This is a genomic window from Vibrio echinoideorum (assembly GCF_024347455.1).
GTDB lineage: Bacteria > Pseudomonadota > Gammaproteobacteria > Enterobacterales > Vibrionaceae > Vibrio > Vibrio echinoideorum.
This window is the reverse complement of sequence record NZ_AP025483.1, coordinates 3391314-3417758: the sequence shown is the minus strand read 5'-3', so window position 1 is coordinate 3417758 and position 26445 is coordinate 3391314. Positions and strand designations below refer to the sequence as shown.

Annotated in this window: 30 protein-coding genes and 1 riboswitch; of the genes, 20 read left to right on the top strand and 10 right to left on the bottom strand. The window is 41.7% G+C overall.

From position 1 onward, the window contains the following. Positions 1–107 precede the first annotated feature (107 nt). Positions 108–207: riboswitch (purine riboswitch) on the top strand. A gap of 58 nt (positions 208–265) precedes the next feature. Together OCV36_RS15520 and OCV36_RS15515 are read left to right on the top strand one after the other, a co-directional pair. After that, positions 266–1636, top strand: a complete 1371-nt coding sequence (locus OCV36_RS15520) for an NCS2 family permease (protein ID WP_135455777.1) — start codon at positions 266–268, stop codon at positions 1634–1636. Between the two features lie 228 nt (positions 1637–1864). After that, positions 1865–2290 carry a phosphate-starvation-inducible protein PsiE gene (locus OCV36_RS15515; RefSeq protein WP_017076524.1) on the top strand — a complete coding sequence of 142 codons (426 nt, stop codon included), beginning with the start codon at positions 1865–1867 and terminating at the stop codon, positions 2288–2290. A gap of 78 nt (positions 2291–2368) precedes the next feature. Here OCV36_RS15515 and OCV36_RS15510 read toward each other — a convergent pair whose 3' ends face one another. Next, positions 2369–2935: a porin family protein gene (locus OCV36_RS15510; RefSeq protein ID WP_017076525.1), complete on the bottom strand. Its 567-nt coding sequence runs from the start codon at positions 2933–2935 to the stop codon at positions 2369–2371. Between the two features lie 418 nt (positions 2936–3353). Here OCV36_RS15510 and OCV36_RS15505 point away from each other — a divergent pair, with 418 nt between their 5' ends. The 4 genes from OCV36_RS15505 to cspE all read left to right on the top strand — a co-directional run bounded on the left by OCV36_RS15505 (position 3354) and on the right by cspE (position 5316). Then, positions 3354–3587 carry a winged helix-turn-helix domain-containing protein gene (locus OCV36_RS15505; protein ID WP_245300917.1) on the top strand — a complete coding sequence of 78 codons (234 nt, stop codon included), beginning with the start codon at positions 3354–3356 and terminating at the stop codon, positions 3585–3587. Between the two features lie 179 nt (positions 3588–3766). Next, positions 3767–4081, top strand: coding sequence for a hypothetical protein (locus OCV36_RS15500; protein WP_245300916.1), 315 nt, complete (start codon positions 3767–3769; stop codon positions 4079–4081). After that, positions 4072–4569 (top strand): hypothetical protein, encoded by a 498-nt coding sequence (locus OCV36_RS15495; protein ID WP_017076527.1) that lies wholly within the window; start codon positions 4072–4074, stop codon positions 4567–4569. The genes OCV36_RS15500 and OCV36_RS15495 overlap by 10 nt, the downstream gene beginning before the upstream one ends. 534 nt (positions 4570–5103) lie before the next feature. Next, positions 5104–5316, top strand: a complete 213-nt coding sequence (cspE, locus tag OCV36_RS15490) for a transcription antiterminator/RNA stability regulator CspE (protein ID WP_017055634.1) — start codon at positions 5104–5106, stop codon at positions 5314–5316. Positions 5317–5683: 367 nt separating this feature from the next. Here the strand turns inward: cspE and OCV36_RS15485 are convergent, their stop codons facing one another. After that, positions 5684–6550, bottom strand: coding sequence for a YicC/YloC family endoribonuclease (locus tag OCV36_RS15485; RefSeq protein WP_017075362.1), 867 nt, complete (start codon positions 6548–6550; stop codon positions 5684–5686). A gap of 247 nt (positions 6551–6797) precedes the next feature. On the opposite strand from OCV36_RS15485, the gene rph reads away from it, so the two are divergent. Both rph and pyrE read left to right on the top strand, forming a co-directional pair. Next, on the top strand, positions 6798–7514 hold the full coding sequence (gene rph, locus OCV36_RS15480) for a ribonuclease PH (RefSeq protein WP_135455775.1): 717 nt from the start codon (positions 6798–6800) through the stop codon (positions 7512–7514). Between the two features lie 214 nt (positions 7515–7728). Beyond that, entirely contained in the window at positions 7729–8370 is a 642-nt protein-coding gene (gene pyrE / locus OCV36_RS15475) for an orotate phosphoribosyltransferase (RefSeq protein ID WP_135455773.1), read from the top strand. Between the two features lie 143 nt (positions 8371–8513). Here pyrE and lpxL read toward each other — a convergent pair whose 3' ends face one another. From lpxL to coaBC, 3 genes are all read right to left on the bottom strand, one after another. Further along, the gene (lpxL, locus tag OCV36_RS15470) at positions 8514–9494 is read right to left on the bottom strand and encodes an LpxL/LpxP family Kdo(2)-lipid IV(A) lauroyl/palmitoleoyl acyltransferase (RefSeq protein ID WP_135455771.1); all 981 of its coding nucleotides are present in this window, start codon (positions 9492–9494) and stop codon (positions 8514–8516) included. A 39-nt stretch (positions 9495–9533) separates the two neighbouring features. Beyond that, complete coding sequence (gene slmA, locus OCV36_RS15465; RefSeq protein WP_102553954.1) at positions 9534–10124, bottom strand: nucleoid occlusion factor SlmA; 591 nt, start codon at positions 10122–10124, stop codon at positions 9534–9536. A gap of 139 nt (positions 10125–10263) precedes the next feature. Next, a complete protein-coding gene (gene coaBC, locus OCV36_RS15460; RefSeq protein ID WP_135455768.1) occupies positions 10264–11505 on the bottom strand; it encodes a bifunctional phosphopantothenoylcysteine decarboxylase/phosphopantothenate--cysteine ligase CoaBC in 1242 nt (413 codons plus the stop codon). A 225-nt stretch (positions 11506–11730) separates the two neighbouring features. Between coaBC and radC the strand changes: the two genes are divergently transcribed. From radC to mutM, 5 genes are all read left to right on the top strand, one after another. Beyond that, positions 11731–12405, top strand: coding sequence for a RadC family protein (gene radC, locus OCV36_RS15455; RefSeq protein WP_029224970.1), 675 nt, complete (start codon positions 11731–11733; stop codon positions 12403–12405). Between the two features lie 292 nt (positions 12406–12697). After that, positions 12698–12934 carry a 50S ribosomal protein L28 gene (gene rpmB, locus OCV36_RS15450; protein ID WP_004728407.1) on the top strand — a complete coding sequence of 79 codons (237 nt, stop codon included), beginning with the start codon at positions 12698–12700 and terminating at the stop codon, positions 12932–12934. 13 nt (positions 12935–12947) lie between these two features. Next, positions 12948–13115, top strand: coding sequence for a 50S ribosomal protein L33 (gene rpmG / locus OCV36_RS15445; RefSeq protein WP_002535344.1), 168 nt, complete (start codon positions 12948–12950; stop codon positions 13113–13115). A gap of 320 nt (positions 13116–13435) precedes the next feature. Continuing rightward, positions 13436–14026, top strand: a complete 591-nt coding sequence (locus OCV36_RS15440; protein WP_135455766.1) for a hypothetical protein — start codon at positions 13436–13438, stop codon at positions 14024–14026. 2 nt (positions 14027–14028) lie between these two features. Continuing rightward, a complete protein-coding gene (mutM, locus tag OCV36_RS15435; RefSeq protein WP_135455764.1) occupies positions 14029–14838 on the top strand; it encodes a bifunctional DNA-formamidopyrimidine glycosylase/DNA-(apurinic or apyrimidinic site) lyase in 810 nt (269 codons plus the stop codon). Between the two features lie 24 nt (positions 14839–14862). Here the strand turns inward: mutM and OCV36_RS15430 are convergent, their stop codons facing one another. From OCV36_RS15430 to OCV36_RS15410, 5 genes are all read right to left on the bottom strand, one after another. Next, on the bottom strand, positions 14863–15792 hold the full coding sequence (locus OCV36_RS15430) for a glycosyl transferase family 90 (RefSeq protein ID WP_135455763.1): 930 nt from the start codon (positions 15790–15792) through the stop codon (positions 14863–14865). After that, positions 15789–16271, bottom strand: a complete 483-nt coding sequence (gene coaD, locus OCV36_RS15425; protein WP_135455761.1) for a pantetheine-phosphate adenylyltransferase — start codon at positions 16269–16271, stop codon at positions 15789–15791. Before coaD ends, OCV36_RS15430 begins: the two co-directional genes overlap by 4 nt. Then, entirely contained in the window at positions 16264–17064 is an 801-nt protein-coding gene (locus OCV36_RS15420; protein WP_135455759.1) for a glycosyltransferase family 2 protein, read from the bottom strand. Before OCV36_RS15420 ends, coaD begins: the two co-directional genes overlap by 8 nt. Beyond that, positions 17061–17828 carry a glycosyltransferase family 2 protein gene (locus OCV36_RS15415; RefSeq protein ID WP_135455757.1) on the bottom strand — a complete coding sequence of 256 codons (768 nt, stop codon included), beginning with the start codon at positions 17826–17828 and terminating at the stop codon, positions 17061–17063. Before OCV36_RS15415 ends, OCV36_RS15420 begins: the two co-directional genes overlap by 4 nt. 92 nt (positions 17829–17920) lie before the next feature. After that, positions 17921–18973, bottom strand: a complete 1053-nt coding sequence (locus OCV36_RS15410; protein WP_135455755.1) for a glycosyltransferase family 9 protein — start codon at positions 18971–18973, stop codon at positions 17921–17923. A 92-nt stretch (positions 18974–19065) separates the two neighbouring features. Between OCV36_RS15410 and OCV36_RS15405 the strand changes: the two genes are divergently transcribed. The 7 genes from OCV36_RS15405 to OCV36_RS15375 are packed head-to-tail and all read left to right on the top strand — an operon-like array spanning position 19066 to position 26444. Beyond that, the gene (locus OCV36_RS15405) at positions 19066–19779 is read left to right on the top strand and encodes a 3-deoxy-D-manno-octulosonic acid kinase (protein WP_135455754.1); all 714 of its coding nucleotides are present in this window, start codon (positions 19066–19068) and stop codon (positions 19777–19779) included. A gap of 59 nt (positions 19780–19838) precedes the next feature. Further along, on the top strand, positions 19839–21029 hold the full coding sequence (locus OCV36_RS15400) for a UDP-N-acetylglucosamine 4,6-dehydratase (RefSeq protein ID WP_135455752.1): 1191 nt from the start codon (positions 19839–19841) through the stop codon (positions 21027–21029). 12 nt (positions 21030–21041) lie between these two features. After that, entirely contained in the window at positions 21042–22193 is a 1152-nt protein-coding gene (locus tag OCV36_RS15395; protein WP_135455750.1) for a LegC family aminotransferase, read from the top strand. After that, entirely contained in the window at positions 22193–23185 is a 993-nt protein-coding gene (locus tag OCV36_RS15390) for a GNAT family N-acetyltransferase (protein ID WP_135455865.1), read from the top strand. The genes OCV36_RS15395 and OCV36_RS15390 overlap by 1 nt, the downstream gene beginning before the upstream one ends. A gap of 8 nt (positions 23186–23193) precedes the next feature. Next, positions 23194–24195: an N-acetylneuraminate synthase gene (gene neuB / locus OCV36_RS15385; protein ID WP_135455748.1), complete on the top strand. Its 1002-nt coding sequence runs from the start codon at positions 23194–23196 to the stop codon at positions 24193–24195. Beyond that, complete coding sequence (gene neuC / locus OCV36_RS15380) at positions 24195–25358, top strand: UDP-N-acetylglucosamine 2-epimerase (RefSeq protein WP_135455863.1); 1164 nt, start codon at positions 24195–24197, stop codon at positions 25356–25358. Before neuB ends, neuC begins: the two co-directional genes overlap by 1 nt. Positions 25359–25385: 27 nt before the next feature. Then, positions 25386–26444, top strand: coding sequence for a nucleotidyltransferase family protein (locus tag OCV36_RS15375; protein ID WP_135455746.1), 1059 nt, complete (start codon positions 25386–25388; stop codon positions 26442–26444). Position 26445: the final 1 nt, after the last annotated feature.

Here is a 26445-nt window from a genome sequence, read left to right as displayed (position 1 = left end):
CGAATGATCTTTTCAAGGATCTTTGTATAACTGCAATGACTCGTCATCTTCACTTTTTTATGTGATCTGGACAAAATTTGTTGAAGTTTTAATCTCAATCCTTACAATCCGCGCAAACGATTAAATGCTGTATATATCTAGTGATATGGACTAGATGTTTCTACTACCGAGCCTACCTTGGTGACTACAGTTTTTAGTGTAGAGACCCCTCTATTCTCACAGCATTTGAATCACCAAATTCTTAATTTATTGCAAAGGTTTTGTTGTGAGTACCGATTCCACTTTGAAAGCCCAGAACACCTCTGGCTCGCTTGATTCGATGTTTAAAATCACTGAAAGAAAAACCACGATTGGCACTGAGCTGTACGCGGGTTTTATTACCTTCTTAGCGATGAGCTACATTCTGGCGGTTAACCCAGCGATTTTGGGTGATATTCCTGGAATGGACAAAGGTGCAGTGTTTACTGCCACCGCCCTGTCTGCTGCGATTGCAACGCTGATTATGGGCATCTGGGGCAATTACCCAGTGATGTTGGCGTCGGGTATGAGTATGAATGGCTTCTTCAAAGGTTTGTTGTTGAGTGGTTCAGTGGCAGTACTTTGGAATGAGGCACTATTTGGCATCTTTCTATCGGGTATCCTTTATCTTGCGTTCTCGTTGACCAACATTCGTAAATCGATGATTGAGTCGATTCCAGAAGACCTGAAGCTAGCGATTACGGTTTCGCTTGGTTTGTTCATTGCCTTCTTAGGTCTTAAGAACGCGGGCATCATAGTGTCTAACCCATTCGTATTGGTTGGCTTGGGTGATATCTCAGATCCAAAAGTGATTATCGCTTACGTGAGTATCTTCATTGCTCTAGGTTGTATGGTTCGTGACATAAAGCTGGCAACGTTCATCTCGTTCGTTTCTGCTATCGCTCTGACCATTCTTGCTGATGTATTCATGGGTACATCAAATGCACCAATTCCAGACCAGTTCTTTGCTATGCCGCCAAGCATGGCCGGTAGCTTCGGCGCTATTTTTGATTTCTCTGCTTTCACGCCTGAGAAAATATTCGACTTGCTGTTCATCGTGCTTATCTTCCTGATTGTCGATTTCTTTGATGGCTTGAGCACCATAGTCGGTGTTGGCCGCGATGCTGGGATCATCGATAAAGACGGTAAGATGCCAAATGCGAAATCGGCTTTGGTTGCTGATGCGGGCGGCACGGTGATTGGTTCGATTTTAGGTACAACGTCGATTACCGCTTTCTCTGAGTCTGGTATTGCTTCTTCTCAAGGTGCGAAAACGGGCTTAGCAGCAGTCATGGTGGCTGGTCTGTTCTTAATCTCCCTTTTCCTATACCCAATCTTCTCCATCTTCTCTGCGGCAATGGTTGCACCTGCGATGGTCGTGGTGGGTATCTACATGGTGGGTCGTCTGGGTCAGATTAACTGGGAAAAGAAAGAATCACGCATTGCAGCGTTCTTTACCATCATGTTCACCGTTCTAAGCTTCTCACCAGCAAACGGCATGGCGATGGGCTTCATCAGCTACGCATTCACGATGGTTGTGGCAGGTAAGCGCAAAGAAGTGCATCCACTTATCTACGGCCTTTGTGTGGTGTTCTTAACTTACTTGATTCTGCTCTAAGACTCGTTAGTAAATAAAAGTCGATAGATAAAAGACAAATAGATGGCTCTGCAGTAAATGTGGGGCCATTTTTGTATCTGTATCTGTATCTGTATCTGTATCTGTATCTGCTAGCTTAGCTAATCGTTAATTGATGGCGTCATCCTAAAGTCGATGCTTTGAGAGTGCGCGACTTATATTGATGCATGCTATTGTAGAGATTGGATTAATTATTTTTGAAGAGTGACTATGCCTTCGCACTTACCTAAGTCTTTTAGTAAGCCTTTTCTTAAGGTTTTCCACATTCTTGAAGCCGTTTTATTGGTGGCGATCACACTGGCGACACTGTTTGCCATGATGGAAGAGTTCATGCACGTCTTTGCGGAACGTCGAGTGCAACTGACCGACATTCTTCTGATGTTCATTTACTTGGAAGTGTTGGCGATGGTTCAACAGTTTGTCATGAACGGTAAGATCCCGGTGCGATACCCGATCTACATCGCGATGATGGCGATTGCTCGTTACATCACCTTAGGTATGAAAGAGTTAGATGCAGTACTCATCGTTTGGTTGTCTGTCGCTGCATTTATCTTAGCCGCAGCCACACTGTTAATTCGAGTAGGGCACCATTACTGGCCATATGTCGATCTAAGAACTAAGAAGCCGGATGAGTAAATTTCAATTTTGATTTCGCTATGTTGGCATAGGAAAAGGCGACAAGAGTCGCCCTTGATATTGTTGAGTACTCATCTCTTAAAATTTATAAGTTGCCCCTGCATAGAAAGTACCTAGTTGCACCGTAATATCATCACTCGATAGGTCCTCCACATTAAATGTATCGACTTCGTAAGCGATACGGAAGTTTAGCCGTTCTAAGCGTGCTGGTGTGTACTCAACACCGGTACCTAAGCGAAGTGCGACTTTATCCTTAGTTGGAACGTTGAAGGACATTTGAGTCAATCCAATAGTCGCAAATGGACGCCAACCACTATTGAAGGTATAGCCTAGATTAGTCGCTATAGAAATAGCCGTTGGTTCAACTGATATTGACTTAATAATATCAGAGTCAATGTCAGTTAAATTTATTCCGCTGTAATTTGTATATTGTACTTCGACTCCAACAATACGGTTGAATTGATAGCCACCAATAAGCTTAAAACTTGAGCCATCTGCTTCTAGCATTGAATTAGGGATGTCATCCTTGTAAGTGGTAGTGCCAAAACCACCGCCTAAATAAAAGCCTGAAATATCTTTAGCGGCAAGAGCATGAGTGCCTGTTAAAGCAGAAACAGTAGCAAGTAAAATTACGGTTTTATTCATTGTGCCAATCTCATAATGTAGGTAAAAACAGTAGGCATTATCTAGGTGAATAAAATATAAAACTAAAGGTAAAATACATATAAAATTCATATGTTTCCATTTTTTTGATATAATGCTGTCTTTATTTTTTTTATGTTAATTATCTAACGGTTTGATAAATAGAACGTGTATTATTTGCAGTTCGATCTCTTGTGGAAGGGATAATCGACGTTGTTCAGATGGAGGTTGTATATTTTCAGGTGAAATTTAACTGGATCTGCCTTCTCTTTGTTAGTGTCATAAATACCCATATTAATAGTTAATTATGTACAGATTTTATTTTTCTAATTTAATTTTCGATTCGACGACCCGAACTCTTTCAAATCATGGTGGAGAGAGTATTTCATTGAGGCCGCTACCTTATGAGGTTCTAAACTTATTGCTTGAAAATCAAGGTGTACATGTGACGCGAGAGCGCTTATTTGAAATCTGTTGGGAAGGTGCGTTAGTGACCGATCAAGCGCTGACTAATGTCATTTCTGGCTTGAGGAAAGAGTTTGTTTTGTTAGGCGAAACTGACGTTACGATTAAGACTGCGAGTAAGATCGGGTATGTATTGGAGGTTCGTTGCGAGAAGCCGACTGTTAAAGAGAAAATAGAAAATAGAAAATAGAAAATCAGAAAATTGAAGTTAAAGTGTTTGATAAGGCTGTCGATGAATCTATTCAATATAATGATAAACCTTTAGAGTCCAAGATAACTAGAGTCTTTCATATACTAATTAGTTTATTTCTGATATCCGGCTTACTACTCACTTATTTATTCAAACCGTTTATTAATAAGCCCGACTTTATGAATGCTGGTCAATATCAACATTTTAAGATTGTGCAAACGGACTTTTATCTACACGATGATAGTCATTTTATTAGTGATAAACGTCTACTTGAATTTGAATTAAAAAGTAAGAACTTGCCAGTTTGTTATGCGGATATTTACTTAAGAATTTCAGAATCTGTTTATGAAGATGGGACATATATACTTAAGGCTTTTGCTTTTGCTAAGTACAGTAATAAGAATGCCAACTACATTAATCACTCTATAGATGTTGATGAGTTACCAGAAAAGATTATAGAAGCGATTAGACAAGCGAGTTCAATATGTGGGTAACAAAAGTAATGTTGTTCAATGGTTTTTTACTTTCTAGTTTAATCGGGTTAATCCTCTATCAAGGCTTAGCTAATCGCTCAAGTCTATCAGGAACGCGATGGGCATGTGCTCAACTCGATGAGAGTTTTATTACCCAAGGCTATCAACAATACAAAGCGATCGAGAACCGGTCGGTATTGAAATTTATCTCTGATATAAACCTCGAAATATACCGATTTGGCCATCTAACGACACAACAAGGTGAAGACAAAAAGTATGAAATCTATTTAGAGTTGGATTACCTAGAAGAGCGTCAAGGCCTACTTTCGATGACCTTTAACAATATTGAATGGAATCTAAAGCCAACGCACAGCGACATCTTCGTGCGTAATATTGATACCTTAGTCGATTCTAAGGTAGAGCTGAGGTTTGAAACTCGAGACAAGCAATTGTTCCTGTTTACCCAAGGAGGGGCTGAAGAAGGGAATTATGTGTGCTTTAAAAATTAAAGCTCTCTGGTTGGTTGTCCTTATAGCAAGAAGGTGAACCCATTCGGAGCTGTTACCCATTTTCCAAGTGGCATGAGCTGGTATTGAGAGTTTTGCGTAGTGGGATTTATTGTCTGTTTAGGATTGTCATTCAAATGTTTGTTAGCTTTGATGTTACTTGTCGTCACAGATTTTTATCTGTGCAAATTTGTACTTTAGCTCTACAACAGGGTGTGAAGGTAGGAAGAGGTTCTCCTAACTTCCATTTTGACATCAGTTGTCATGCATTTTTGAGCGAAGAAAGGTCGTTTGAATGAAAAATATCCATTATTATTCAAATAACGCTTTACAACGGGGCCCAGATCACCAAGAATGGCCTCGCTCTGTTTTCAGAGTTATTAAATGAAACATCCAGTTGTAAAGTAAAACCCTTAGTATTGCTTCATTGTTATTCTCAGTGTTTCCCTTGGCTTCATAGATACATTAAATAATTCAAGCTTTCAGCGCATCGCACTTTTGGCGATTAATTTTTTATTTTTATATAAGGGACACATCATGTCTAACAAAACAAACGGCGTAGTAAAATGGTTTAACGAAGAGAAAGGTTTCGGTTTCCTAACTCAAGACAACGGCGGCGCTGACGTATTCGTTCACTTCCGTGCTATCGCATCTGAAGGTTTCAAAACTCTTAAAGAAGGCCAACAAGTGTCTTTCGAAGTAGAGCAAGGCCAAAAAGGTCTTCAAGCTGCAAACGTTGTAGCTGTATAAGATTTTAAGTCGACGCAAGTTGCAATAGCAACTTGCGTCACTTTCCCGCTTAATCTTCACCTTCTATACCTTCTATACCTTCTATCTACTGCTTAACCTTTTTATCTCCCTCTGAAATATTCCTAGTACCTTTTTTACTTCAGTTACATCCTTATCTATCGCTACAATCTATATTTTGCTCTAAGCCCTGTTTCCTGCGCGCCTACTTTATCTACTCCTTACCTGATCAACCATGTACCTTGCTTGGCATTACTGTATCCATAAAAAAAGCCCCTAAAATTAGGAGCTTATCTTGATCTAATTAACACTGTTAGTTCATCAACACTGATTGAGCTAATGGCTAATACAGCGTATGACTTACAGACTGTTATTCAATATTTTGGATCTGCTCACGCATCTGTTCGATAAGAACCTTAAGCTCTACGCCTGATGCTGTGATGTCTGTACTGATAGACTTAGATGCCAGCGTGTTTGATTCACGGTTGAACTCTTGCATCATGAAGTCAAGCTTACGGCCACAAGCGCCACCTTTCTTCAAGACTACATTCGCTTCTTTCACGTGAGAGTCTAGGCGATCAAGTTCTTCAGCTACGTCTGACTTCTGTGCTAACAGGATAAGTTCTTGCTCAACACGAGAGCCTTCAAGTTCAATTTTCGCATCTTCAAACTTATTAAGAAGGCGTTCACGTTGCCATTCTAAGATCTCAGGCATGCGAGCACGAACTTTAACAACTTCTTCAGTGATAGCATCTAAGCGCTGTACGATGAGCGCCTTCATGTTTTCGCCTTCACGAGCACGAGCATCAATGAATTCAGCGATTGCATCGTTGAATGCTTCAAGTAGATCTTTGTTGATGGCATCCATGTCTTGCTCAGGTGTTTCCATTACGCCAGGCCAGTTCATAACTTGGAATGGGTTCAAACGGCTGTCTTCACCTGTCATCGTCATTACTTGGTTAGCAGCATTGATTACTTGCTGAGCCAAGCCTTCATTGATGCTTAGTTCGCCCTTTGCTGCTGGGTTTGCTTCAAAGCGTAGGTTACATTCAACCTTGCCACGAGCTAGACGCTTACGGAAACGCTCACGTAGGATTGGCTCTAAACCACGGAACTGTTCAGGCATACGGAAGTAAGTTTCTAGGTAGCGTTGGTTTACACTACGGATTTCCCATACTGCTGTACCCCAATCGCCTTTTACTTCTTTGCGTGCGTACGCAGTCATACTATAAATCATCGAATTTTCCTGTCTTTTATCATTCTGAAAATAACGCGCACGAATAGTATCACGATATGGGGTGCTCCCGAAGCCTGTCGCTTTTCGCGATCATAGCTTGTAACGAGCAGTAGATTTGAACGGTAAATAGATTTGAAAGATAAACTGCTATATAATCTTGCCCCAATCAAAACTGTCTCACCGCGTTCTTAGGTGATGCACTCTTTCGATAGTAAATCACTTCAGACTGTTAATAAGGTAGATACCAATGCGTCCAAATGACCGCGCTGTAGATCAAATTCGTCCAATTAAAATTACTCGTAACTACACAGCTTATGCTGAAGGTTCTGTATTAGTTGAGTTCGGCAACACCAAAGTTCTATGTAATGCGACGGTAGAAGAAAACGTACCGCGTTGGTTAAAAGGCCAAGGAAAGGGTTGGGTAACTGCTGAATACGGTATGCTTCCACGTGCAACGCACACTCGTAACCGTCGTGAAGCGGCGAGCGGCAAGCAAGGTGGTCGTACGATGGAAATCCAACGTCTGATCGCTCGTAGCCTACGTGCTGTTGTTGATCTGAAAGTACTGGGTGAAATCATGATCACTGTCGATTGTGATGTTATCCAAGCAGACGGCGGTACACGTACTGCTTCTATTTCAGGCGCAAGCGTTGCAATGGCCGATGCTATCAACAGCTTACTAGCAAGCGGTAAACTGAAAAAGAACCCAATGAAAGGCCACGTAGCGGCAGTTTCAGTGGGCATCGTTGGTGCACAAGCATTGTGTGACCTTGAATACGTTGAAGACTCAGCAGCTGATACCGACATGAACGTTGTAATGACGGAAGACGGTAAGATGATTGAGATTCAAGGCACCGCAGAAGGCGAACCGTTCAGCCACGAAGAGCTGATGCAGCTTTTGGCCCTGGCGAATAAGGGCATTGTCGATATCGTCGAAGCGCAGAAAGCTGCGTTGGCCGACTAATCATTTAATAGCTCCCATTTGGGGGCTATTTTTTTATCTTCGTCGTATTCGCGCCTTCCGCGTTGTTAACTGCGCTTACTCACCCGAATCACTTACTACTCGTAAGCTCACGGGTTTCGCAAGCTTGTTGCCTAGCGGAAACACGACTACTTAGAAGATACTAAGAAAAGTTTAAGTTAATTTAAGTTTTATTGAATAAACGTAGAGGAAGAACATGAAAGCATATCAACGTGAATTTATTGAATTTGCACTAGAGAAAGAAGTACTTAAGTTTGGTGAGTTTACTTTAAAGTCTGGCCGTAAGAGCCCTTACTTCTTCAATGCTGGATTGTTTAATACAGGTCGTGACCTAGCGCGCTTAGGTCGCTTTTACGCGGCAGCATTGGCAGACTCAGGTATTGAGTTCGACGTACTATTTGGCCCTGCATACAAGGGTATCCCAATTGCAACAACGACAGCAGTTGCTTTAGCGGATCACCACGATGTAGACACGCCTTACTGCTTTAACCGTAAAGAAGCGAAGAACCACGGTGAAGGTGGCAACCTAGTGGGTAGCGAACTTGAAGGCCGTATCATGTTAGTGGATGACGTGATCACTGCAGGTACTGCGATTCGTGAGTCGATGGAAATCATCCAAGCAAACGGCGCTGACTTAGCGGGTGTGCTTGTGGCTATTGACCGTCAAGAGAAGGGCAAAGGCGAGCTGTCTGCGATTCAAGAAGTTGAACGTGACTTCGGTTGTGCGATTATCTCAATCGTTAGCCTAACTGACCTGGTGACTTTCCTTGAAGAGAAAGGCACAGACGCAGCACACCTAGAATCAGTACAAGCGTACCGTGCTCAATACGGTATTTAATTTTTGATGTATTGAATCTTAAGATTTAGAGCTTCAAACAGAAAGGCCCGAAAGAAAAATATCTTTCGGGCCTTTTTACTTAAATCTTATGAGACTGAGCTGCTTTCTTATCTGAAGATAGGCGTTTATTTGTAGCGGCTACTCTATTTGTAACGAATACCGCGCTCCACTTCTGGATCTTCCATTGTTTTGAAGCGCTTATGTAGCCACATCCATTGCTCTGGTGCTCTTAAGATAATTTTCTCAAGATAGCGGTTTAGATAAGCGGCCGCGGCTTTTTCATCTTTGCGTGGATAGTCATCTTCGATTGACTCATCGGCCATGATTTCATATTTGCCGTCGGCATTTCTAAAACCCGAACCCGGAACAAGAGCGCATCGACTGGTATACGCCAGAATGCTGGTACCTGTAGTGGTACACGCGTCTTCTACAGCAAAGAAAGGCACAAACACAGATTTGTTGCGACCGTAATCATGATCAGGCAAGTAGAAGAGGATTTCTCCCTGACGCAGGATTCGGATCATGCGCTTCACGTCTTTACGGTGAATCAAGCTATTGCCATTCTGAGTACGGCCACGATATTGAATGAATTCATAAGCCGGATTGTTGTGTGGACGATAAACACCTAACCCCGAAATGCCTAATACAGCCATTGCTCGCGCCGTGATCTCTAGGTTTAAGGCATGCACACAGCATAGCAAAACGCCTTTACCGTTGGCTTTGTGGGTACGCAGTGTCTGCGTGTCTTTATCCACAAGGATTCTTTTGAAACGCCACGTTGGCCAAAACCACGTAATACCCGTTTCAATAAGCGCCATACCCGTATTCTTGAAGTTTTCACTGACCATAGCGGTCACTTCATCTGCAGGCTTGTCTGGGAATGCTAGCTCTAAATTACGAGTAGCCACTGCTACACGTTTCTTGCCATAGCGAGCGCCCAGAGAGCCTAACGATCGACCCAGCAACAATAGAAGTCGGTAGGGAAGGACATTTACGATAAGCGCCAATAACCCAAAGCCAAACCAAACACCCCAATATTTAGGGTGGAGTAGCGCCAGAGTAAAAGGTGGCTTAGTAATTGTGTGTTGCGCAGTGCTGCTTGTCGGAGAAGTTTTCGTCGTCATAACCATCACTTAAGATTTGATTGCTACTTAATTTGATTGCTACTTAATCTGAGCGCTTAGCAGTGCCCAATAAGCATCAAAGTTTTCTGTCGGTTGATATTTGAAGTCAGAACGTACAAATCGATTTAGGCTGCCTTCAACCTGACCGAGCAGTTGAGCCGCTAAGATTTTTTCGTCAACCGGGAACGATTTTCCTTCACGAAGCTTTCTTTCGCGTAGGATTTGGCGAAGTTGAGTTTCAATACGCTCGAAAAGCTGATTAATTCGTTCGCGAAGGCGCTCATTCTCAAACATTAGGGCATGACCCGATAAAATACGAGTTAAGCCTGGGTTGCGCTCAGAAAAGACTAAGATAAGTTGCATCACTAAGCGTATGCGCTCAAGAGTGTCTTTCTCTTCATCGAGAATACGGTTGATTCGAGACATCAACGCTTCTTCAATGAACTCGATTAGTCCTTCAAACATGCGAGCTTTACTTGGGAAGTGGCGGTATAACGCAGCTTCAGATACGCCGACTTTCTTGGCCAACTTTACCGTTGTGATACGAGAAGCACCTTCGGTCGATTCCAACATTTGTGCTAGAGCTTGCAGGATTTCTTCACGACGGTTTGATTTTCGAGTACCAGCCATCTATTTACTTCCTTTCCTAAAGATGAGGATTGAGTGAAGAAGGATTATAAACACCATTCAATTCTGTTTCCTAGTTTTGTGAGCCCTAGGTCAACAGAATCGAGAGGTGTCAGCAGATTGTCAGAGCAAATTTGTGCGTTTATGCACCAAGAAGCTGTTGGATCTGATCGAGGATCTGGAAACCAAGTGTGTCTTTACTATCCAGTGGCAGAGATTTATCACCGTCTTTCCAATAAAGGTGCAATTCATTACTGCTGCTATTGAAGCCTTGGCCTTCAACAGAGACATCATTAGCACAAATCATATCGAGGTTCTTTCTTTCCAGTTTGCCGCGCGCGTACTTCTCAACATCTTGAGTTTCTGCAGCGAAGCCGACAGTAAATGGACGGCCTTCTGTCATTGAGGCAACAGAAGCGACAATGTCTGGGTTCTTAACCATTTGAATGGTCATGTCGTCTTTACCATCGACCTTTTTAAGCTTTTGGTCTGCAATGGACTGTGGACGATAGTCGGCTACTGCAGCGCAGCTAATGAATATATCGTGTTGAGCAGCATTGGTACTCACAGCATCAAACATCTGCTGAGCGCTGTCGACATCAATACGATTAACCTTATTTGGCGTTGCTAGTGATACTGGACCGCTGATTAGAGTCACTGTTGCGCCTTGTTTAGCGGCCGCTTCAGCCAGTGCATAGCCCATCTTGCCCGAACTGTGGTTAGTAATGTAACGCACAGGATCGATAGCTTCACGAGTTGGACCTGCAGTAATTAACACCGAACGGCCAGCAAGCGGCTTAGGTTGGAAGAAGTCTTCGCAACGGTGCACGAGCTGCATTGGTTCTAGCATACGACCCATGCCGACATCACCACACGCTTGTTCGCCTGCGGCAGGGCCCCAGATTTCACAGCCACGACGTTTTAGCGTCGCGATATTCTCTTGAGTCGCCGGGTGGCTGTACATCTGTTGGTTCATTGCCGGAGATACCGCAACTGGCGCATCGGTTGCTAAAAGCAGCGTGGTCAGCAGGTCGTTGCCCATACCTGCCGTCATGCGAGCAATCAGGTCAGCGGTTGCTGGTGCTAGTAATACTAAGTCAGCCCACTTTGCTAGCTCAATGTGCCCCATGGAAGCTTCAGCCGCAGGATCAAGCAAACTATCAGACACGGGCCTTCCAGAGACGGCTTGCATGGTGAGAGGAGTGATGAACTCCTTGGCTGCATTCGTCATCACGACTTGTACTTGCGCCCCACGTTCAATTAAGCGTCGAGTCAGTTCGGCACATTTATAAGCTGCGATACCGCCACTAATGCCAAGGAGGATTTTTTTCCCAGCTAGGCCTTGTAGGTCAGCGTTATCCAGTTGATTAACCAATGTTTGCATGATTCTGTTCCTTAATTTCTCTGGGACTTACGATATCAGAACAAAGGATTAGTGCCTAGAAGCAGAATTGGAACAGATTTGACTCTCATCAAGTTGGCGCTATCAAACTTATCAATTACATGGTTTTTCTAGTGACTCGTTCCCTTATCTCTTTATTAAAGGATCTCTCGCGATAAGCTTATTAATCTGATGGGTCGTGTTTATGACCAACTGATTAGCTTTTATATGCCTATAAGTAAAATGCCTGCTGAATCGATGCCGAGAGAAAAACTACTGAGTCGAGGGCCTGATTCCCTGAGTGATGCAGAGCTGCTCGCGATATTTCTTCGAACCGGAACACAAGGAATGAACGTTTTAGAGCTATCTGACAAGTTGATCAAAGATTTTGGTTCGCTGCGTAGTCTTTTTTCAGCAACCGAGGCCGAGTTCTGTGCTCACAAAGGAATGGGGCAGGCAAAGTATGTTCAATTACAGGCTGTCTTGGAGATGACGCAACGTTATCTTGCAGAGACGTTATCTAGAGGCGATGCATTAACCAGCCCTAGCCATACCAAGTTGTATCTTTCGAGTATATTGCGTGATCGCCAGCGAGAAGCCTTCTATATATTGTTCCTAGATAATCAAAACAGGGTAATAAAGGATGAAGTGATGTTTGAAGGAACCATCGATGCTGCATCGGTTTATCCTAGAGAAGTCGTGAAAAGGGCGCTTTACCATAATGCAGCCGCGTTAATCTTGGCGCACAATCATCCTTCGGGTGTCGCAGAGCCTAGCCAAGCAGATAGGCGAATTACCCGCAGATTAACCGATGCATTGGCGCTGGTTGACATCCGAATCCTCGACCATTTTGTTGTCGGAGATGGCGAAGTAATCTCTTTTGCAGAGCGTGGATGGATTTGAATCACATTTTAGGTTGTTAGTTGCGTTAAATCTGCTATTATTCCGCCCACATTTTAGAACCTTAAATCAGCTCTGATTACTCAAATAGCTGTACTGTTCAAAAAAAGATCACGAAATCCTTAAAAAGGATCTGTTCGGGTCTTGAGCAATGCATGTCAAGTTAGTATAATACGCGACCTTTGATAGCCTTGAATGGATTTTCCATTATGGTTTTTACCTCTATTTTCAGAATTGATAGAGAGGTTCGGCCACCAAGGTTGATATCGAGCTGAAACGATTTGGAGAGACATTCATGTCCCGAGTATGTCAAGTAACTGGTAAGCGTCCAGTAACGGGTAATAACCGTTCACACGCACGCAATGCTACCAAGCGTCGTTTTCTGCCGAACCTACAAACTCACCGTTTCTGGGTAGAGAGCGAAAAACGTTTTGTTAAACTACGTCTAACTGCTAAAGGCATGCGTATTATTGATAAGAAAGGCATTGATGCTGTTCTTGTTGATATCCGTGCACGTGGCGAAAACGTTTAAGAGGAATTAAGCAATGGCTAAAGGCATTCGTGAGAAAATCCGTCTAGTATCTTCTGCTGGAACTGGTCACTTCTACACAACTGACAAGAACAAGCGTAACATGCCAGGCAAATTTGAGATCAAAAAGTTTGATCCAGTAGTTCGCCAGCACGTTATGTACAAAGAAGCTAAAATCAAGTAATTGATAGCCCCTTTGTCTCTTCTTTTATAGAAGAATAAATTAAAAACCCAGCTTATAGCTGGGTTTTTTTATGCCCTAAATTTGGGGAGCTTCAGTGTTTTGAGAAGCCTGAGGATTTTTTAGAAGCTTCAGTATTTTCGAAAAGATTAAGTGTTTTTGACAAGGGTAAGCATTATTGGCTCGATTTTTTGCCTACTGCGCCTACCGCGCAGACGTTGCACTTGTAGGTGGGCGTATTTGATAGAAAAGAGCTCAGCATAGAAAGTATCGCCTTTTTCACGATATACTGAACACTCAATAGGTTAGATGAGCAGAATCAGATGAGATATCGTGGACGTCGATGGAATAACATACTCATGTTAAGCGTGATTGCTTTCATTGGGGTGTTAAATCTTCCAACCTTGATCAAAACGTACCTTATCGAACCTGAGCCTGAATCTGAACTTCAGGTAAGCAGTCCTTATCCTTACCTTTTAAACCCAACAGCCGAGCTTCAAGCTTTGCACTTTGCTGATTGGTCAGTTGTGCTAGAAGGTGGTCATTGGGTTTATCAATTTAAAGACACAACATTTCCTCAAACTACCAGTGCAGAAGAGTTGTCACAGCGATGGCAGGAACTTGTGGGCACTGAAATCGACTCACAGACCTATACCGACCTATCACCACAACTGAATACCCCGCACACCATTGAGGTGTGGTATCAAGATCAAGAAGAGCCACAGCGTATTACCTATTATCAACTGCCTGAGTTTTGGTTGTTAAAAAACTGGAATAATCAGTGGTTAGCGGTGTCTATTGAAGAGAGCTACTTGTTTCCAAGCTTTGGCTCAGAAGATTCATTTAAATCAGACCATATCTTTAAAGCAGACAAGCTATCTATATCAGACAAACCACCTAAATTGGACGACTAACTATGCCTGAATTACCCGAAGTTGAAGTAAGCCGCATGGGGATCTCACCTCATTTAGTTGGCGAAACCATTAAAACCCTTACTTTTCGCACGCCTAAGCTACGTTGGGATATCCCACAAGAGCTAAAGGGATTAGAAGGGCAGGTGATTCGCTCTATCTCGCGTCGCGCAAAGTACTTATTGATCGAAACCGATACGGGCACTGCCATTGTTCACCTTGGTATGTCTGGTTCATTGCGTATATTAGATGCGGATTTTCCTGCGGCTAAGCACGATCACGTAGATCTTAAGCTCACGAATGGCAAAGTATTGCGTTATAACGATCCTCGCCGCTTCGGTGCATGGCTGTGGTCTGCTCCTGACGAAACTCATCCTGTATTGCTCGGCTCTGGTCCTGAGCCGCTAACTGATGACTTCACCGCAGACTACATCGCTGAAAAAGCTGCAAAGCGAAAAGTGGCCGTCAAACAGTTCATCATGGACAATAAAGTCGTAGTGGGCGTGGGAAACATCTACGCCAACGAAGCACTATTTTCTTCACGTATTAACCCTTTGCGTCCTGCAAGCAAAGTGACAAAAGAAGAGTGGCTCTTATTAACCAAAGAGATCAAACAAGTGCTCGCCACCGCGATTAAACAAGGCGGCACCACGCTAAAAGATTTCGCTCAAGCAGATGGTAAGCCGGGATATTTCGCTCAAGAACTGCAAGTCTATGGGAAAGCCGGTGAAAAATGCCCTAATTGTGAAGCTCTAATCCAAGAGTTAAAAATAGGGCAGAGGAATACGTTCTTTTGTGAAGAGTGCCAAAGTTAAGAATTTTGGTGGGCCTGCAATTTTTTAGAGCGGTTGTCCTGATTTTTCAAAGTACTTCTTAGCTACAAGTAAGGATATGAGGCGCTCTTGCTTTGTATCTTTAAATTGTTCGACCCATTGGTTTGCGTTTCGGATTATGGCCTCTGCTTCTTCTGGGTGGTCAATGAAGTACCTAACTTTGTCAGGAAGATCTGAATAGTCGTTTTTTAGTTCTACGTAGTGATGCCCTGCAAGGAGTTGACCTTCCATAAACCAAGTTTCATATTTTGGTTTAGACATTAATACTAGCGAGTTTGACGACATCGACCATTTTAGGTTGGTAGCTACATCGTTCCCTTCTATCGCCAAAAGAAACTTGTATTGAAGCTGTTCTTCAATCGACATAAAACCTTTTTCCCAAGGTTGGCCTTCATGGGGGCGAGTTTGGCCTAAATTACACATTGGGTGATTGTAAAATTGTTTGATCACTACTTGTCTGTGAGGCTGAAAACCGACGCCTCTCCATGCCACCATATCCTTTTTATCTCTAAAGCTTAATTTGTCATCAACAAATTGGAAGTGACGAATTGCATTCAATTTCAAAACAACACAGTTCTGATTTTCACCTGTAATTGGTCGGCTTTTTAAAAAGCTTGGCTGTTCGGGTATGTGCCTAATATCACCGTTTAAAACTGAAAATCTATTTTCAGGAGCAAAACCTTTAATTACTTTCAATAAATCGAAGTAATAAGTATTTCCTCCCGTTTTCTTGAAGTTTTTTACAGTTTGTATTTCGTTGTTTAGTTCAAAGGTATTAGTGAGTTTGTTGTAATAATCAACGCGACTCATGACTTCTTCACGTCTTTTCTTTCCAAAATCGGTGAGCAATTTTTTAGCTCTATAACGAAAAAACGCTGGAGGAAGAATTGACATTAGTCCATGAGTTACATAGTACTTAAACTTTGTCAGGCTCATTTCGTAACCTTGTAGATTATAGCTGTGTTGACTGTGCTCGGGACAAACCCACTGATATCTCCACCATGAATGGCGACTTCTCGAACTATGGTTGATGATAGAAAGGCATACTCTTCAGATGGTGTTAAAAATACACTTTCAATACCTGGTAATAGCTTTCTATACATACTGGTTAAACCAAACTCATATTCAAAGTCTACTGTTGTTCTTAAACCTCTAATCAAGATATTTGCATCTTGTTCTTTAGCAAAGTCCACCAATAAACCGCTAAAGCCTGCAACAGAAGTATTGCCGATATGCGAAGTTGCCTGCTCTATCAACTTTACTCTTTCTGGTAAACTGAACATGGTTTTTTTTGAAGGACTAGCTGCCACACCAATTATCACTTCATCGAACATTTTTGCAGCACGCTCAATGATGTCTAAGTGACCGTTAGTGATAGGATCAAATGTTCCAGGGTAGATAACTTTTTTAGTCACAGCCTTTCTCACTTATAAATTGGTTGATTCCATTTTGACAGAAAGTCAGTTTTTTATTGATTGTATTGTCAAGAATAGCATCGTTTTCGGGCAGAGAACCTCGCGAGTTTTCTGGGTGGTAAAGGTGATAACCAATCCCAGCAAATTTCAAATATAGTCTATTAGTACCTTTATTGAGCATACGGTGTACAAATTCACTGTCTTCTCTTCCCCAACCAACAAAATCTTGATTAAAACCATTTACATCAATGACATCTGATTTCCAGAAAGCCATGTTACATCCGCGAGTTGCTTTATCACTGTTCCGGATATAGGAAAATATTCTCGCAAGAAAAGGGCTTGATATGCAGTTTTTACGATTACGAATATCTTCGGAAAATAGTGATGGCATTGAATTTGTTCGCATCAGTCTTTCGCTGATTTCCTCACCGAGTAGAGCTCTACCGCCTTGGACAAATTGTTGCTTTTTAGCCGCTCGAACATGTGACTCAATAAATGTTGGGGAAAGAAGAATATCGCCGTCGATCATGATTATATAATCGCCGCAAGCTTTTGCTATTGCTCTATTTCGACTCATGGACAAACGGAAGCCATTATCTTCGTGCCACGAATGAATAAGAGGTACCGGGAAAGAACCTTGATATTGTTGAACTAACTCTGCGGTGTCTTTTTTTGAACCATCATCGGCAATTATGACTTCATCTGGTAGTGTGCTTTGTATGGTGACACTATCAAGAACGGCGCTTAATGCTTCCTTCCAGTTGTAAGTCGTTATAATTAAACTACATTTCATTTTTTCTGCTCTGATCGTAGATACAAATCGATGTATTTGATAAAAGTTGAATGAGTTGCTAACCAAGCAAGAATAAACCCATGTTTCCCGTCGAGAAAGCCTCGCTTAATGATATACATTTTTACGAAACAACCTAACGCATGGAGTAAAGCTGTAGATAGGCTTGCTTTTTTCTTTCCTTCACGTTCGTCTGTCCAAGCTTTCAAGTAACCAGTCGTTTTATTGATATAGTGATGCAGGTTGTCATAAGTGAAGTGGAGTAATCGACCATTGAGTTTTTGAACTGTAATGTCGTTGTCAAGAATCACTTTCTCGTGCACGAGTGCACTATTGTATCTGCCATCCTTTATATTATAGAGCCTAACTACCCAGTCAGGCGACCAGCCGGAATGGTGAATTACTTTACCAAATGCATCGCTTAGTCGATTTATCTTGTAGGCAGTCTTTGGTAGGGCTGTTTCTATAACATCTATGATTTCTTTTTTTAGTTCTGGAGTGACCCGTTCATCTGCATCTAGCCAAAGTACAAAGTCAGAGGACACATGTTGCTGAGCTAATTGACGCTGTCGACCAAACCCTTTCCAGTCTTCATTTACAAAGAACTTGTCAGTATATTCAAGGGCTATACCTTTAGTATCGTCCGTGCTTCCTGAGTCCAGAATGATAATTTCATCAACCCAGCCGTGAACCGTCTCTAAGCAATCTCGAAGGTGCTTGGTTTCATTTTTTACAATAAGTGCAACTGCAAGGGTTGGTTTCGCCACTGTAATTACCTAAATTTAGTTAAATATCGAATTATACAGAAATATGGACCACACCATATTTAGCCATGGGAATTATGGTTCGCTTGCTTCAATTACAAACGAAGATCTTTAGCCACTGATTCAAACATATCAATGACTTTTTTACTGGGTATCCTCTGCATTGCAAGGGGATCTTTTACACGAGTTCGCCAATCCAATTGATCTGACGGTTTATTATGCTCAGCTTGGATTGCTTCTTCATACGCTGAAACAACATACTGTTGATAGTTGTATGGGCCAGTTCTATCAGGGTTATGGTGTGCATATAAACCAATAACTGGGGTGCTCATAGCATTAGCCATATGAGTCGGTCCAGTATCTGGTGCTATTACCATTGTAGCGTTGTCAATGAGAGCTAACATTTCAAGTATGCTGCTTTTGCCAACGAGGTTTAGACAGGGTGCGCTTAATTTTTTTTGAATATCTTGAGCTAATTCGACTTCAATTTTAGCAGGGCTTCCTGCTAACGTGACATGCCACCCTGATTGCCGTGCATGGATAATGACATCAACGTAACCTTGCACTGTCCAATTCTTATAACCTTTGCTCGCTGCGGGAACAATAACTAGTTTTTTGTTTGATCTAGAGAGTTGTTCTTGTGCCCATAATTTGTCTGCTTTGCTGTAGCTTAACGCCCAAGTTGGTCGTGCTTCTGGCACACCTAAAGTGTGAGTAAAAGCCATTAAACCATCGAGAACGTGCATTGTGGTCGGGGAGGGAACCTTTATATTGGTGAACAAAGTCTGAAAGTCTTGGCTACGTAAAGCATCAAACCCTAACTTATATTTGGCGTTGATGCCTAGAGCCGCAACGCTAGCTCTTAGGGCGTATTGCATGTGCAAGAGAGCATCAAACTGTCTACCCTTCAAAGATTTCCAGAGCTGAATATAGCCTTTTATTCCCGCTTTTTTATCGAATACTATGACATCTACGTTGTCTATAGATTGAAGGAGTTGAGACTCAAGTTTGCCTGTTATCCAAGTTATCTTTGTTTCAGGCCAGTATCGCTGAATCGACTGAATCGCTGCAATGGTGTTACATACATCGCCAATAGCAGAAAGGCGCAAGACACAAAGGGATTTTGGGGCGGACTTGAACAAAGACATATAGCAAACTCTATCGATATGATTAATAAGAATTATGCAGTTGCGACCTAGGAATGTAAAATAAAACGATCTATTAAGACAGGTATCCTTGTATGCAAACACTTAGACTCGACAATCAGATAATTTGGTTTGATCAAACAGTGATTGATGAAAAGCAAGTGCAGTTTGCGTTTGATGCTGACTATTGGCGAGAGAAAAGTTGTATTGTTGGCAGTGCATTAGGGCGAGGAACAACTTGGTTTGTTCAATTAGATTCGTCACAAGCCGCATTACGCCACTACCGACGCGGTGGATTGTTTAGTAAACTAATTGAAGATAGTTATTGGTTTAATGGGGAAGAAAACACTAGAAGTTTCCAAGAGTTGACGCTTCTTAATTACCTTCGAGAGTCTAATGTCCACGTACCACGGCCAATTGCTGCACGTGTTGTAAAAAGCGGATTCACTTATAGAGCGGATTTGTTAAGTGAAAAAGTGGCAGATGCTCGAGATCTTGTTGCTATCCTTAAAGAGAAACCATTAACTAAAACTATGTATCAGAAAATCGGTAACGAGATTCGTAAAATGCATGTTGCACAAGTAAATCATACTGACTTGAATATCCATAATATTCTGATTGACGGTGCTGACAAGGTATGGATTATAGATTTTGATAAGTGCTATCAACAACAAGGCGATACTTGGAAGCAAAGTAACTGGTCAAGATTAAAAAGATCTTTTGAAAAAGAGTGTTTGAAAAACGACATTTTTTGGACCAGTACCGAGTTTAGTCAGATGACTAACGACAAGGTCAATGTAGATGATTAGTTGCGCTTTTGCCTGTGCGCATGACTTAGATAATAAATTATTAGAGTATAGATATTAATATGAATGCCATTCTCCCCCTTATCGGTCGTACCGAATCCCTTTTCCCTCAAGATATTTCTAGTAATGAATCTGAGTTATCGCGCATCGTCTCGGAATCTCGCTTCCTTGTGCTTGGCGGTGCAGGCTCAATTGGCCAAGCTGTGACCAAAGAAATCTTTAAACGAAATCCTAAAAAATTACACGTTGTTGATATTAGCGAAAACAACATGGTTGAACTGGTTCGTGATATTCGTAGCTCATTTGGGTACATCGATGGTGATTTTCAAACATTTGCGTTAGATATTGGTTCTCTAGAGTATGACGCGTTTATCAAAGCTGATGGCAAGTTTGATTATGTGTTGAACCTATCAGCACTAAAACATGTTAGAAGCGAGAAAGATCCTTATACATTGATGCGAATGATCGATGTAAACGTATTTAATACAGATAAAACCATTCAACAATCTATTGATGCTGGCGCTAAGAAGTATTTCTGTGTATCAACAGACAAAGCAGCGAACCCAGTCAATATGATGGGCGCATCAAAGCGTATTATGGAGATGTTCCTAATGCGTAAAAGCGAACAGATGGCTATCTCAACAGCGCGCTTTGCCAATGTTGCATTTTCGGATGGTTCATTGTTGCATGGTTTCAACCAGCGCATTCAAAAGCGCCAACCTATCGTAGCTCCAAATGATATCAAGCGTTACTTCGTGACTCCTCAAGAGTCAGGTGAGCTATGTCTAATGTCGTGTATCTTTGGTGAAAATCGTGACATTTTCTTTCCTAAGTTGAGTGAAGCACTTCATCTTATTTCGTTTGCTGATATTGCCGTGAAATATTTAGAGCAACTTGGCTATGAGCCTCACTTGTGTGAAACAGAAGAAGAAGCTCGACAATTGGCTCATACACTTCCTGAACAAGGAAAGTGGCCATGTTTGTTCACTGCTAGTGATACAACGGGTGAGAAAGACTTTGAAGAGTTTTTTACGGATAAAGAAGAGTTGAACATGTCTCGATTTGCAAATCTAGGCATTATTAAAAATGAACCTCTTTATGAGCAAGAGCTACTTTCTTTGTTTGAAAATAGTATTTCAGAGATGAAAGACAAGCGAGCTTGGACCAAGGAACAAATTGTAAAACTCTTTTTTACAGTGATTCCTGATTTTGGGCACAAAGAAACCGGTAAATACCTCGATAGCAAGATGTAAGCGGAGTAAGTAATGAAAGCGACATCTATTGTTGAATTTGTTAGAGATACTTATAAAACTAATGAATTCATTCCGTTGCACGCACCAACGTTTAATGGCAACGAAAAAGCCTATGTTATGGAAACGATTGAAAGTACTTTTGTTTCTAGCGTGGGCAAATTTGTTGATGACTTTGAGAGAAAGATTGAAGCGTATACAGGTGCGGCTAAAGCGGTAGCGACAGTCAATGGTACTGCAGCACTACATGCGGCCTTGTACATGGCTGATGTTCAACGAGGAGACCTTGTTATTACACAAGCTCTGACTTTCGTTGCAACTTGTAACGCTCTTTATCATATGGGTGCCGAGCCTATTTTTGTGGATGTTTCGCCAGTAAGCTTGGGCCTATGCCCCAAAGCCGTGGATGCATTCTTAAGTGAGCATGCTGAAGTAACCAAGACGGGGTGTATTCACAAGAATACAGGCAAACGAATTAAAGCGGTTGTCCCTATGCATACCTTTGGTCACCCTGTAGAGCTTGATGAGCTGGTTGCAGTTTGCCTGAAATGGAATCTTGTTTTAGTAGAAGATGCAGCAGAAAGCCTAGGCTCTTTCTATAAAGGTAAGCACACCGGTACTATTGGTGATGTTAGTGCAGTCAGCTTCAATGGCAACAAAATCATTACCACTGGTGGTGGCGGTATGGTTCTATGTAAAACTCAAGAATTAGGAGCACGAACCAAGCATGTCACTACGACAGCGAAAGTGCCTCATCCTTATGAATTTTTCCATGATGAGCCTGGTTTTAACTACCGCATGCCAAATCTGAATGCTGCGCTTGGTTGTGCGCAAATGGAAGTGATTGAGGACTACCTTATTCAAAAACGCAGTCTTGCTAATCAATACATAAGTCTATTTGAAGGGACTGACATTAAGTTTGTTGTCGAACCCAAGTACGCTAAATCCAACTATTGGTTGAATGCCATTATTTGTCCTGATGTTGAACTTCGTGAACATATACTGCAGGAGACGAATGCTGCTGGTGTCATGACTCGCCCAATCTGGAAGTTAATGCATCGTTTACCAATGTTTGAAAATGCCATGTGTGGCGATCTAACTCAATCTGAGTTTATTGAAGCGCATTTGGTTAATTTACCTAGTACTCCAATTCTTAGAGCTGAATGATGACGAATATTACCATTACAGATTTGCCGTCAGACATATACTACCAGCGAGAATACTCTGCGCTATATGAAGGCGATGGTGAACATTTTGAATTTCAGTATGATGAGGATAGCTCTTATGTTCGGTTTAGTGCTTTAAAACGTCCAATCCGAAGTGTTGCTGGGCAAGACATCGCTGAAGAGTTGTATGACTTAGAAACACCTTACGGTTACGGAGGTCCAATTTCTAACTCTTCAGATACGTTATTTTTACAGCGTGCATTTAGTGCCTACAGAGAGCATTGCAAAGCTCAGAATATTGTGTGCGAGTTCATCCGTTTTCACCCTTTTAATACTGTCGGTGAAATGCCGTCGTTATTTGACATGCATTTCCCTGAGCGCCAAGTCGTTATTGTTGACCTAGAAAAGAATACAGAAGAGCGCCGAAAATTATACTCAAAAACAACAAGAAACATCGTTAAGAGAGCTGAGAAAAACTTATCTGTCGATACAACATCAGTACAACTCTCTGATTTTATGGAGATGTACTACGAAACAATGAATAAAAACTCAGCCAGTGACTTTTTTTACTTCCAAGAAAACTACTTCAATGATTTGAATGCTTTAGATGGTGTGTCTTTACTCGCCACAAAGAAAGAAAGTACATACGCGTCAGTGGGCTTTTTCATGTGTGGTAAAGAACTCGCGCATTACCACTTGTCTGCTAATAATCAGGACATCGCTAAGGAAAATGGCAATTATTTGCTACTTGATGCCGCTTTTGAGCATGCTAAAAGCCGTGGTTGTCGCTACATGATGCTAGGTGGAGGTCGAACATCTTCTCCTGACGACAGTTTGTTCAAGTTTAAGTCGAAATTCTCTCCTTTAACTATGCCATTTTATATTGCAGGGCTGGATTTTTTGCCCGAAAAACGCCAGATGTTGAATCAAATATGGATTGACCAAAGTAAAGATTCTACTACTCCGAAACTATTTCAGTTATACCGAGCTTAGAGGTAACTATGACAAACAAGACTTTTATTATCGCAGAAGCAGGTGTTAACCATAATGGCGATATTCAATTGGCAAAACGGTTGATTGACGTGGCAGCTGAAGCTGGAGTTGATGCTGTTAAATTTCAAACTTGGAAAACAGAGCTGCTCGTTACAGCAGATGCAAAAATGGCAGAGTATCAAATTGAGAATACTCAAGTCGAGGAATCTCAATTTCAAATGCTAAAGCGCCTTGAGCTTAGCTATGATGATTTCTTTGAGCTAAAAGACTACTGTGATCATAAAGCAATTACATTCATGTCGACTCCAGATGAAGAGCAAAGCGCAACCTTTCTAGATGGCTTGCAAGATGTTTTCAAAATCGGTTCTGGAGAGTTAACAAACATTCCTTTTCTTCGCCATATTGCACAATTTAAAAAGCCAGTCATTCTTTCTACTGGAATGAGTTATCTAGCAGAAGTAGAGCAAGCCCTAAGTGTTTTAGTTGAAGGAGGGTTATTGCTATCTGAAATTACAGTTTTACATGCGACTACCGATTACCCGACGGCACCCGAAGATGTAAACTTGAAAGCGATGAAGACATTAGAACAGGCTTTTCCAGGTATCCAAGTCGGTTATTCAGATCATACGTTGGGAATTGAAGTACCTGTGGCTGCAGTTGCGCTAGGCGCATCTATCATTGAAAAGCACTTTACGCTTGATCAGAACATGTCCGGCCCGGATCATAAAGCAAGCCTTAGTCCTGAACAACTAACCGCTATGGTTCGCGCGATACGAAATGTTGATGTCGCTTTGGGGCATGGTTTTAAGATTCCTACTGCGATCGAGAAAGAAAATCGAAAGATAGTAAGGAAGAGCATTGTAGCCGCTGTTGATATTATGGAAGGAACAGCAATTACTGAAGACATGCTCTCCATCATGAGGCCAGGTGGCGGTTTAGCGCCTAGCCGTTGGAATGAAGTGATTGGTACTCCAGCTCGCAAGTCATATAAGGTTGGAGAACTTATATGATAAAAAAGATTTGTGTGGTCACGGGGACTCGAGCTGAATACGGAGCGCTAAGATGTTTACTCCGTAGAATTCAGTTAGATTCTGATTTAGAGCTCCAGCTAATATCGACTGGAAGCCATTTATCGCATGAATTTGGTTATACCCAGAATCAAATTGAAGCGGATGGTTTTGAAGTATCAAAAAAGATTGAGATATTACTGTCTTCAGATTCCCCTATTGGTGTTAGTAAGGCTATGGGGTTAGCTCAAATTAGCTTCGCAGAAGCATTTGATGAACTCAAACCTGATATTTTGATTATTGTTGGTGATCGTTATGAATTACTTCCGATAGCGTCGGCAGCTAATATTGCACGGATACCCATAGCTCACGTCAGTGGAGGTGAGCTAACCGAAGGTGCAATTGACGATCAAATTCGTCATGCTTTGACTAAGCTCTCAAATGTTCACTTCACTGCAATGGAAGAATATTCAAATCGCGTTATTCAAATGGGAGAGCAACCTAGTACAGTTTTTACTGTAGGAGAGATCGGTTTAGATAACCTCCTAAGTATGAACTTGTTAGGTAGAGACGAGTTTGAAGATTCTATTGGCTGTCAGTTGAAGAAGAAAAACTTACTTTTTACTTACCATCCAGTGACTTCAAACTCAGTTGAAGAGACTCTGGCTGACTTTGAAGAGATATTGTCAGCACTTGATTGCCAAGAAGATACACTTATTATATTTACGAAATCGAATGCAGATGTAGGCGGAAGAGCGATAAATCAATTAATTGATGAATACTGCGCTCAGAATACAGATAAAGCCATCGTTTTTTCTTCTCTTGGACAGCTTCGTTATTTATCGGCCTTACAATTTGTTGATGCGGTGATTGGGAACTCTTCGAGTGGAATTTGGGAAGTACCTTCTTTTAAAACAGCGACGATTAATATCGGCGATAGGCAGAAAGGTCGTGTCATTGCTGATAACACGATTAATATTGATGCGAGTACCGATGAGCTCTTACTTGCCTTAGACAAAGTATACTCGGATGATTTTATTCGATTACTGCCTAATGTTATTAACCCATATGGTGATGGAAATAGCTCTGGTAAGGTCATCGAGATTATCAAATCGTTAGATTTGAAAGGGCTGACTCGAAAATCGTTTTATGACATAGATAAATAACGAGTAAAAATAACTCTAGGTAATTATATGAGCCATAGTTGGAAAAAAATTCTAATTCAGCCATCAACAACGTTGATCGAAGCACTGAAAGTGATCAATACAGAAGCATTAAGAATTGCCGTTGTGGTTGACGAAGATAAGAAGCTACTAGGTGTGCTGACCGATGGCGATATACGAAGAGGGCTGCTTGAAAATCTTCCTTTAACAACGGAAGTAGTAGAGGTGATGAATAAGCAACCCATTGTCGCAAAGTTGGGGACGCCTTGCGATGATCTGATTTCGGTAATGGAGTCTAAAGAGATTTTATCCATACCGTTAGTTGATGATAACGGAGTCGTTGTTGGTTTAGAGACACTTCAACATGCACTTAGCCACCCTGAGCTAGCTAACCCTGTATTTATCATGGCTGGGGGGTTTGGAACTCGTTTACGTCCTTTGACAGATAATTGCCCTAAGCCGATGCTTAAAATTGGCGATAAGCCTATTCTTGAAACTGTGATACGAAGTTTCATCAAGGCTGGCTTTGTGAACTTCTATATATCAACACACTATATGCCAGAACAAATCCAAGATCACTTTGGTAATGGCGATGAGTATGGAGTCTCTATTCGATATGTTCATGAGGAGAAGCCTTTAGGTACAGGGGGAGCTTTAGGGTTGTTACCAAATGACCTTCCTAAAGAGTTGCCAATCATCATGATTAATGGAGACGTGTTAACCAAAGTGGACTTTAAACGTTTACTCGATTTTCATTTAGAAAATGATGCTGATGCAACCATGTGCGTTCGAGAGTATGACTATCAAATCCCTTATGGTGTCGTCAATGGAGAGGGTAATAAAATTACGAGTATGGTTGAAAAGCCTGTTCAACGATTTTTTGTTAATGCTGGTATTTACGTAGTATCCCCAAGAGTTATAAATTCAGTTCCCAAAAATTATAATATTGATATGCCGACTTTGTTGGAGCAGCACATGAAAGATAGGGATAAAGTGCTAATGTTCCCTATTCATGAATATTGGTTAGACATAGGTCGCATGGATGACTTTAATCGAGCTCAAGCCGATATTCATGCATTAGGAATGTAGC

Coding starts and splice junctions, on each gene's coding strand:
- pyrE (WP_135455773.1), top strand. CDS start 7,729: ATGAAAGCATATCAACGTGAATTTATTGAATTTGCACTAGAGAAAGAA.
- mutM (WP_135455764.1), top strand. CDS start 14,029: ATGCCTGAATTACCCGAAGTTGAAGTAAGCCGCATGGGGATCTCACCT.
- rph (WP_135455775.1), top strand. CDS start 6,798: ATGCGTCCAAATGACCGCGCTGTAGATCAAATTCGTCCAATTAAAATT.
- OCV36_RS15395 (WP_135455750.1), top strand. CDS start 21,042: ATGAAAGCGACATCTATTGTTGAATTTGTTAGAGATACTTATAAAACT.
- rpmG (WP_002535344.1), top strand. CDS start 12,948: ATGGCTAAAGGCATTCGTGAGAAAATCCGTCTAGTATCTTCTGCTGGA.
- OCV36_RS15500 (WP_245300916.1), top strand. CDS start 3,767: ATGAATGCTGGTCAATATCAACATTTTAAGATTGTGCAAACGGACTTT.
- OCV36_RS15375 (WP_135455746.1), top strand. CDS start 25,386: ATGAGCCATAGTTGGAAAAAAATTCTAATTCAGCCATCAACAACGTTG.
- OCV36_RS15420 (WP_135455759.1), bottom strand. CDS start 17,064: ATGAAATGTAGTTTAATTATAACGACTTACAACTGGAAGGAAGCATTA.
- slmA (WP_102553954.1), bottom strand. CDS start 10,124: ATGGCTGGTACTCGAAAATCAAACCGTCGTGAAGAAATCCTGCAAGCT.
- lpxL (WP_135455771.1), bottom strand. CDS start 9,494: ATGACGACGAAAACTTCTCCGACAAGCAGCACTGCGCAACACACAATT.
- coaBC (WP_135455768.1), bottom strand. CDS start 11,505: ATGCAAACATTGGTTAATCAACTGGATAACGCTGACCTACAAGGCCTA.
- OCV36_RS15430 (WP_135455763.1), bottom strand. CDS start 15,792: ATGAGCCTGACAAAGTTTAAGTACTATGTAACTCATGGACTAATGTCA.
- OCV36_RS15495 (WP_017076527.1), top strand. CDS start 4,072: ATGTGGGTAACAAAAGTAATGTTGTTCAATGGTTTTTTACTTTCTAGT.
- OCV36_RS15510 (WP_017076525.1), bottom strand. CDS start 2,935: ATGAATAAAACCGTAATTTTACTTGCTACTGTTTCTGCTTTAACAGGC.
- OCV36_RS15390 (WP_135455865.1), top strand. CDS start 22,193: ATGACGAATATTACCATTACAGATTTGCCGTCAGACATATACTACCAG.
- OCV36_RS15400 (WP_135455752.1), top strand. CDS start 19,839: ATGAATGCCATTCTCCCCCTTATCGGTCGTACCGAATCCCTTTTCCCT.
- rpmB (WP_004728407.1), top strand. CDS start 12,698: ATGTCCCGAGTATGTCAAGTAACTGGTAAGCGTCCAGTAACGGGTAAT.
- OCV36_RS15410 (WP_135455755.1), bottom strand. CDS start 18,973: ATGTCTTTGTTCAAGTCCGCCCCAAAATCCCTTTGTGTCTTGCGCCTT.
- OCV36_RS15440 (WP_135455766.1), top strand. CDS start 13,436: ATGAGATATCGTGGACGTCGATGGAATAACATACTCATGTTAAGCGTG.
- OCV36_RS15485 (WP_017075362.1), bottom strand. CDS start 6,550: ATGATTTATAGTATGACTGCGTACGCACGCAAAGAAGTAAAAGGCGAT.
- neuB (WP_135455748.1), top strand. CDS start 23,194: ATGACAAACAAGACTTTTATTATCGCAGAAGCAGGTGTTAACCATAAT.
- cspE (WP_017055634.1), top strand. CDS start 5,104: ATGTCTAACAAAACAAACGGCGTAGTAAAATGGTTTAACGAAGAGAAA.
- OCV36_RS15515 (WP_017076524.1), top strand. CDS start 1,865: ATGCCTTCGCACTTACCTAAGTCTTTTAGTAAGCCTTTTCTTAAGGTT.
- radC (WP_029224970.1), top strand. CDS start 11,731: ATGCCTATAAGTAAAATGCCTGCTGAATCGATGCCGAGAGAAAAACTA.
- OCV36_RS15405 (WP_135455754.1), top strand. CDS start 19,066: ATGCAAACACTTAGACTCGACAATCAGATAATTTGGTTTGATCAAACA.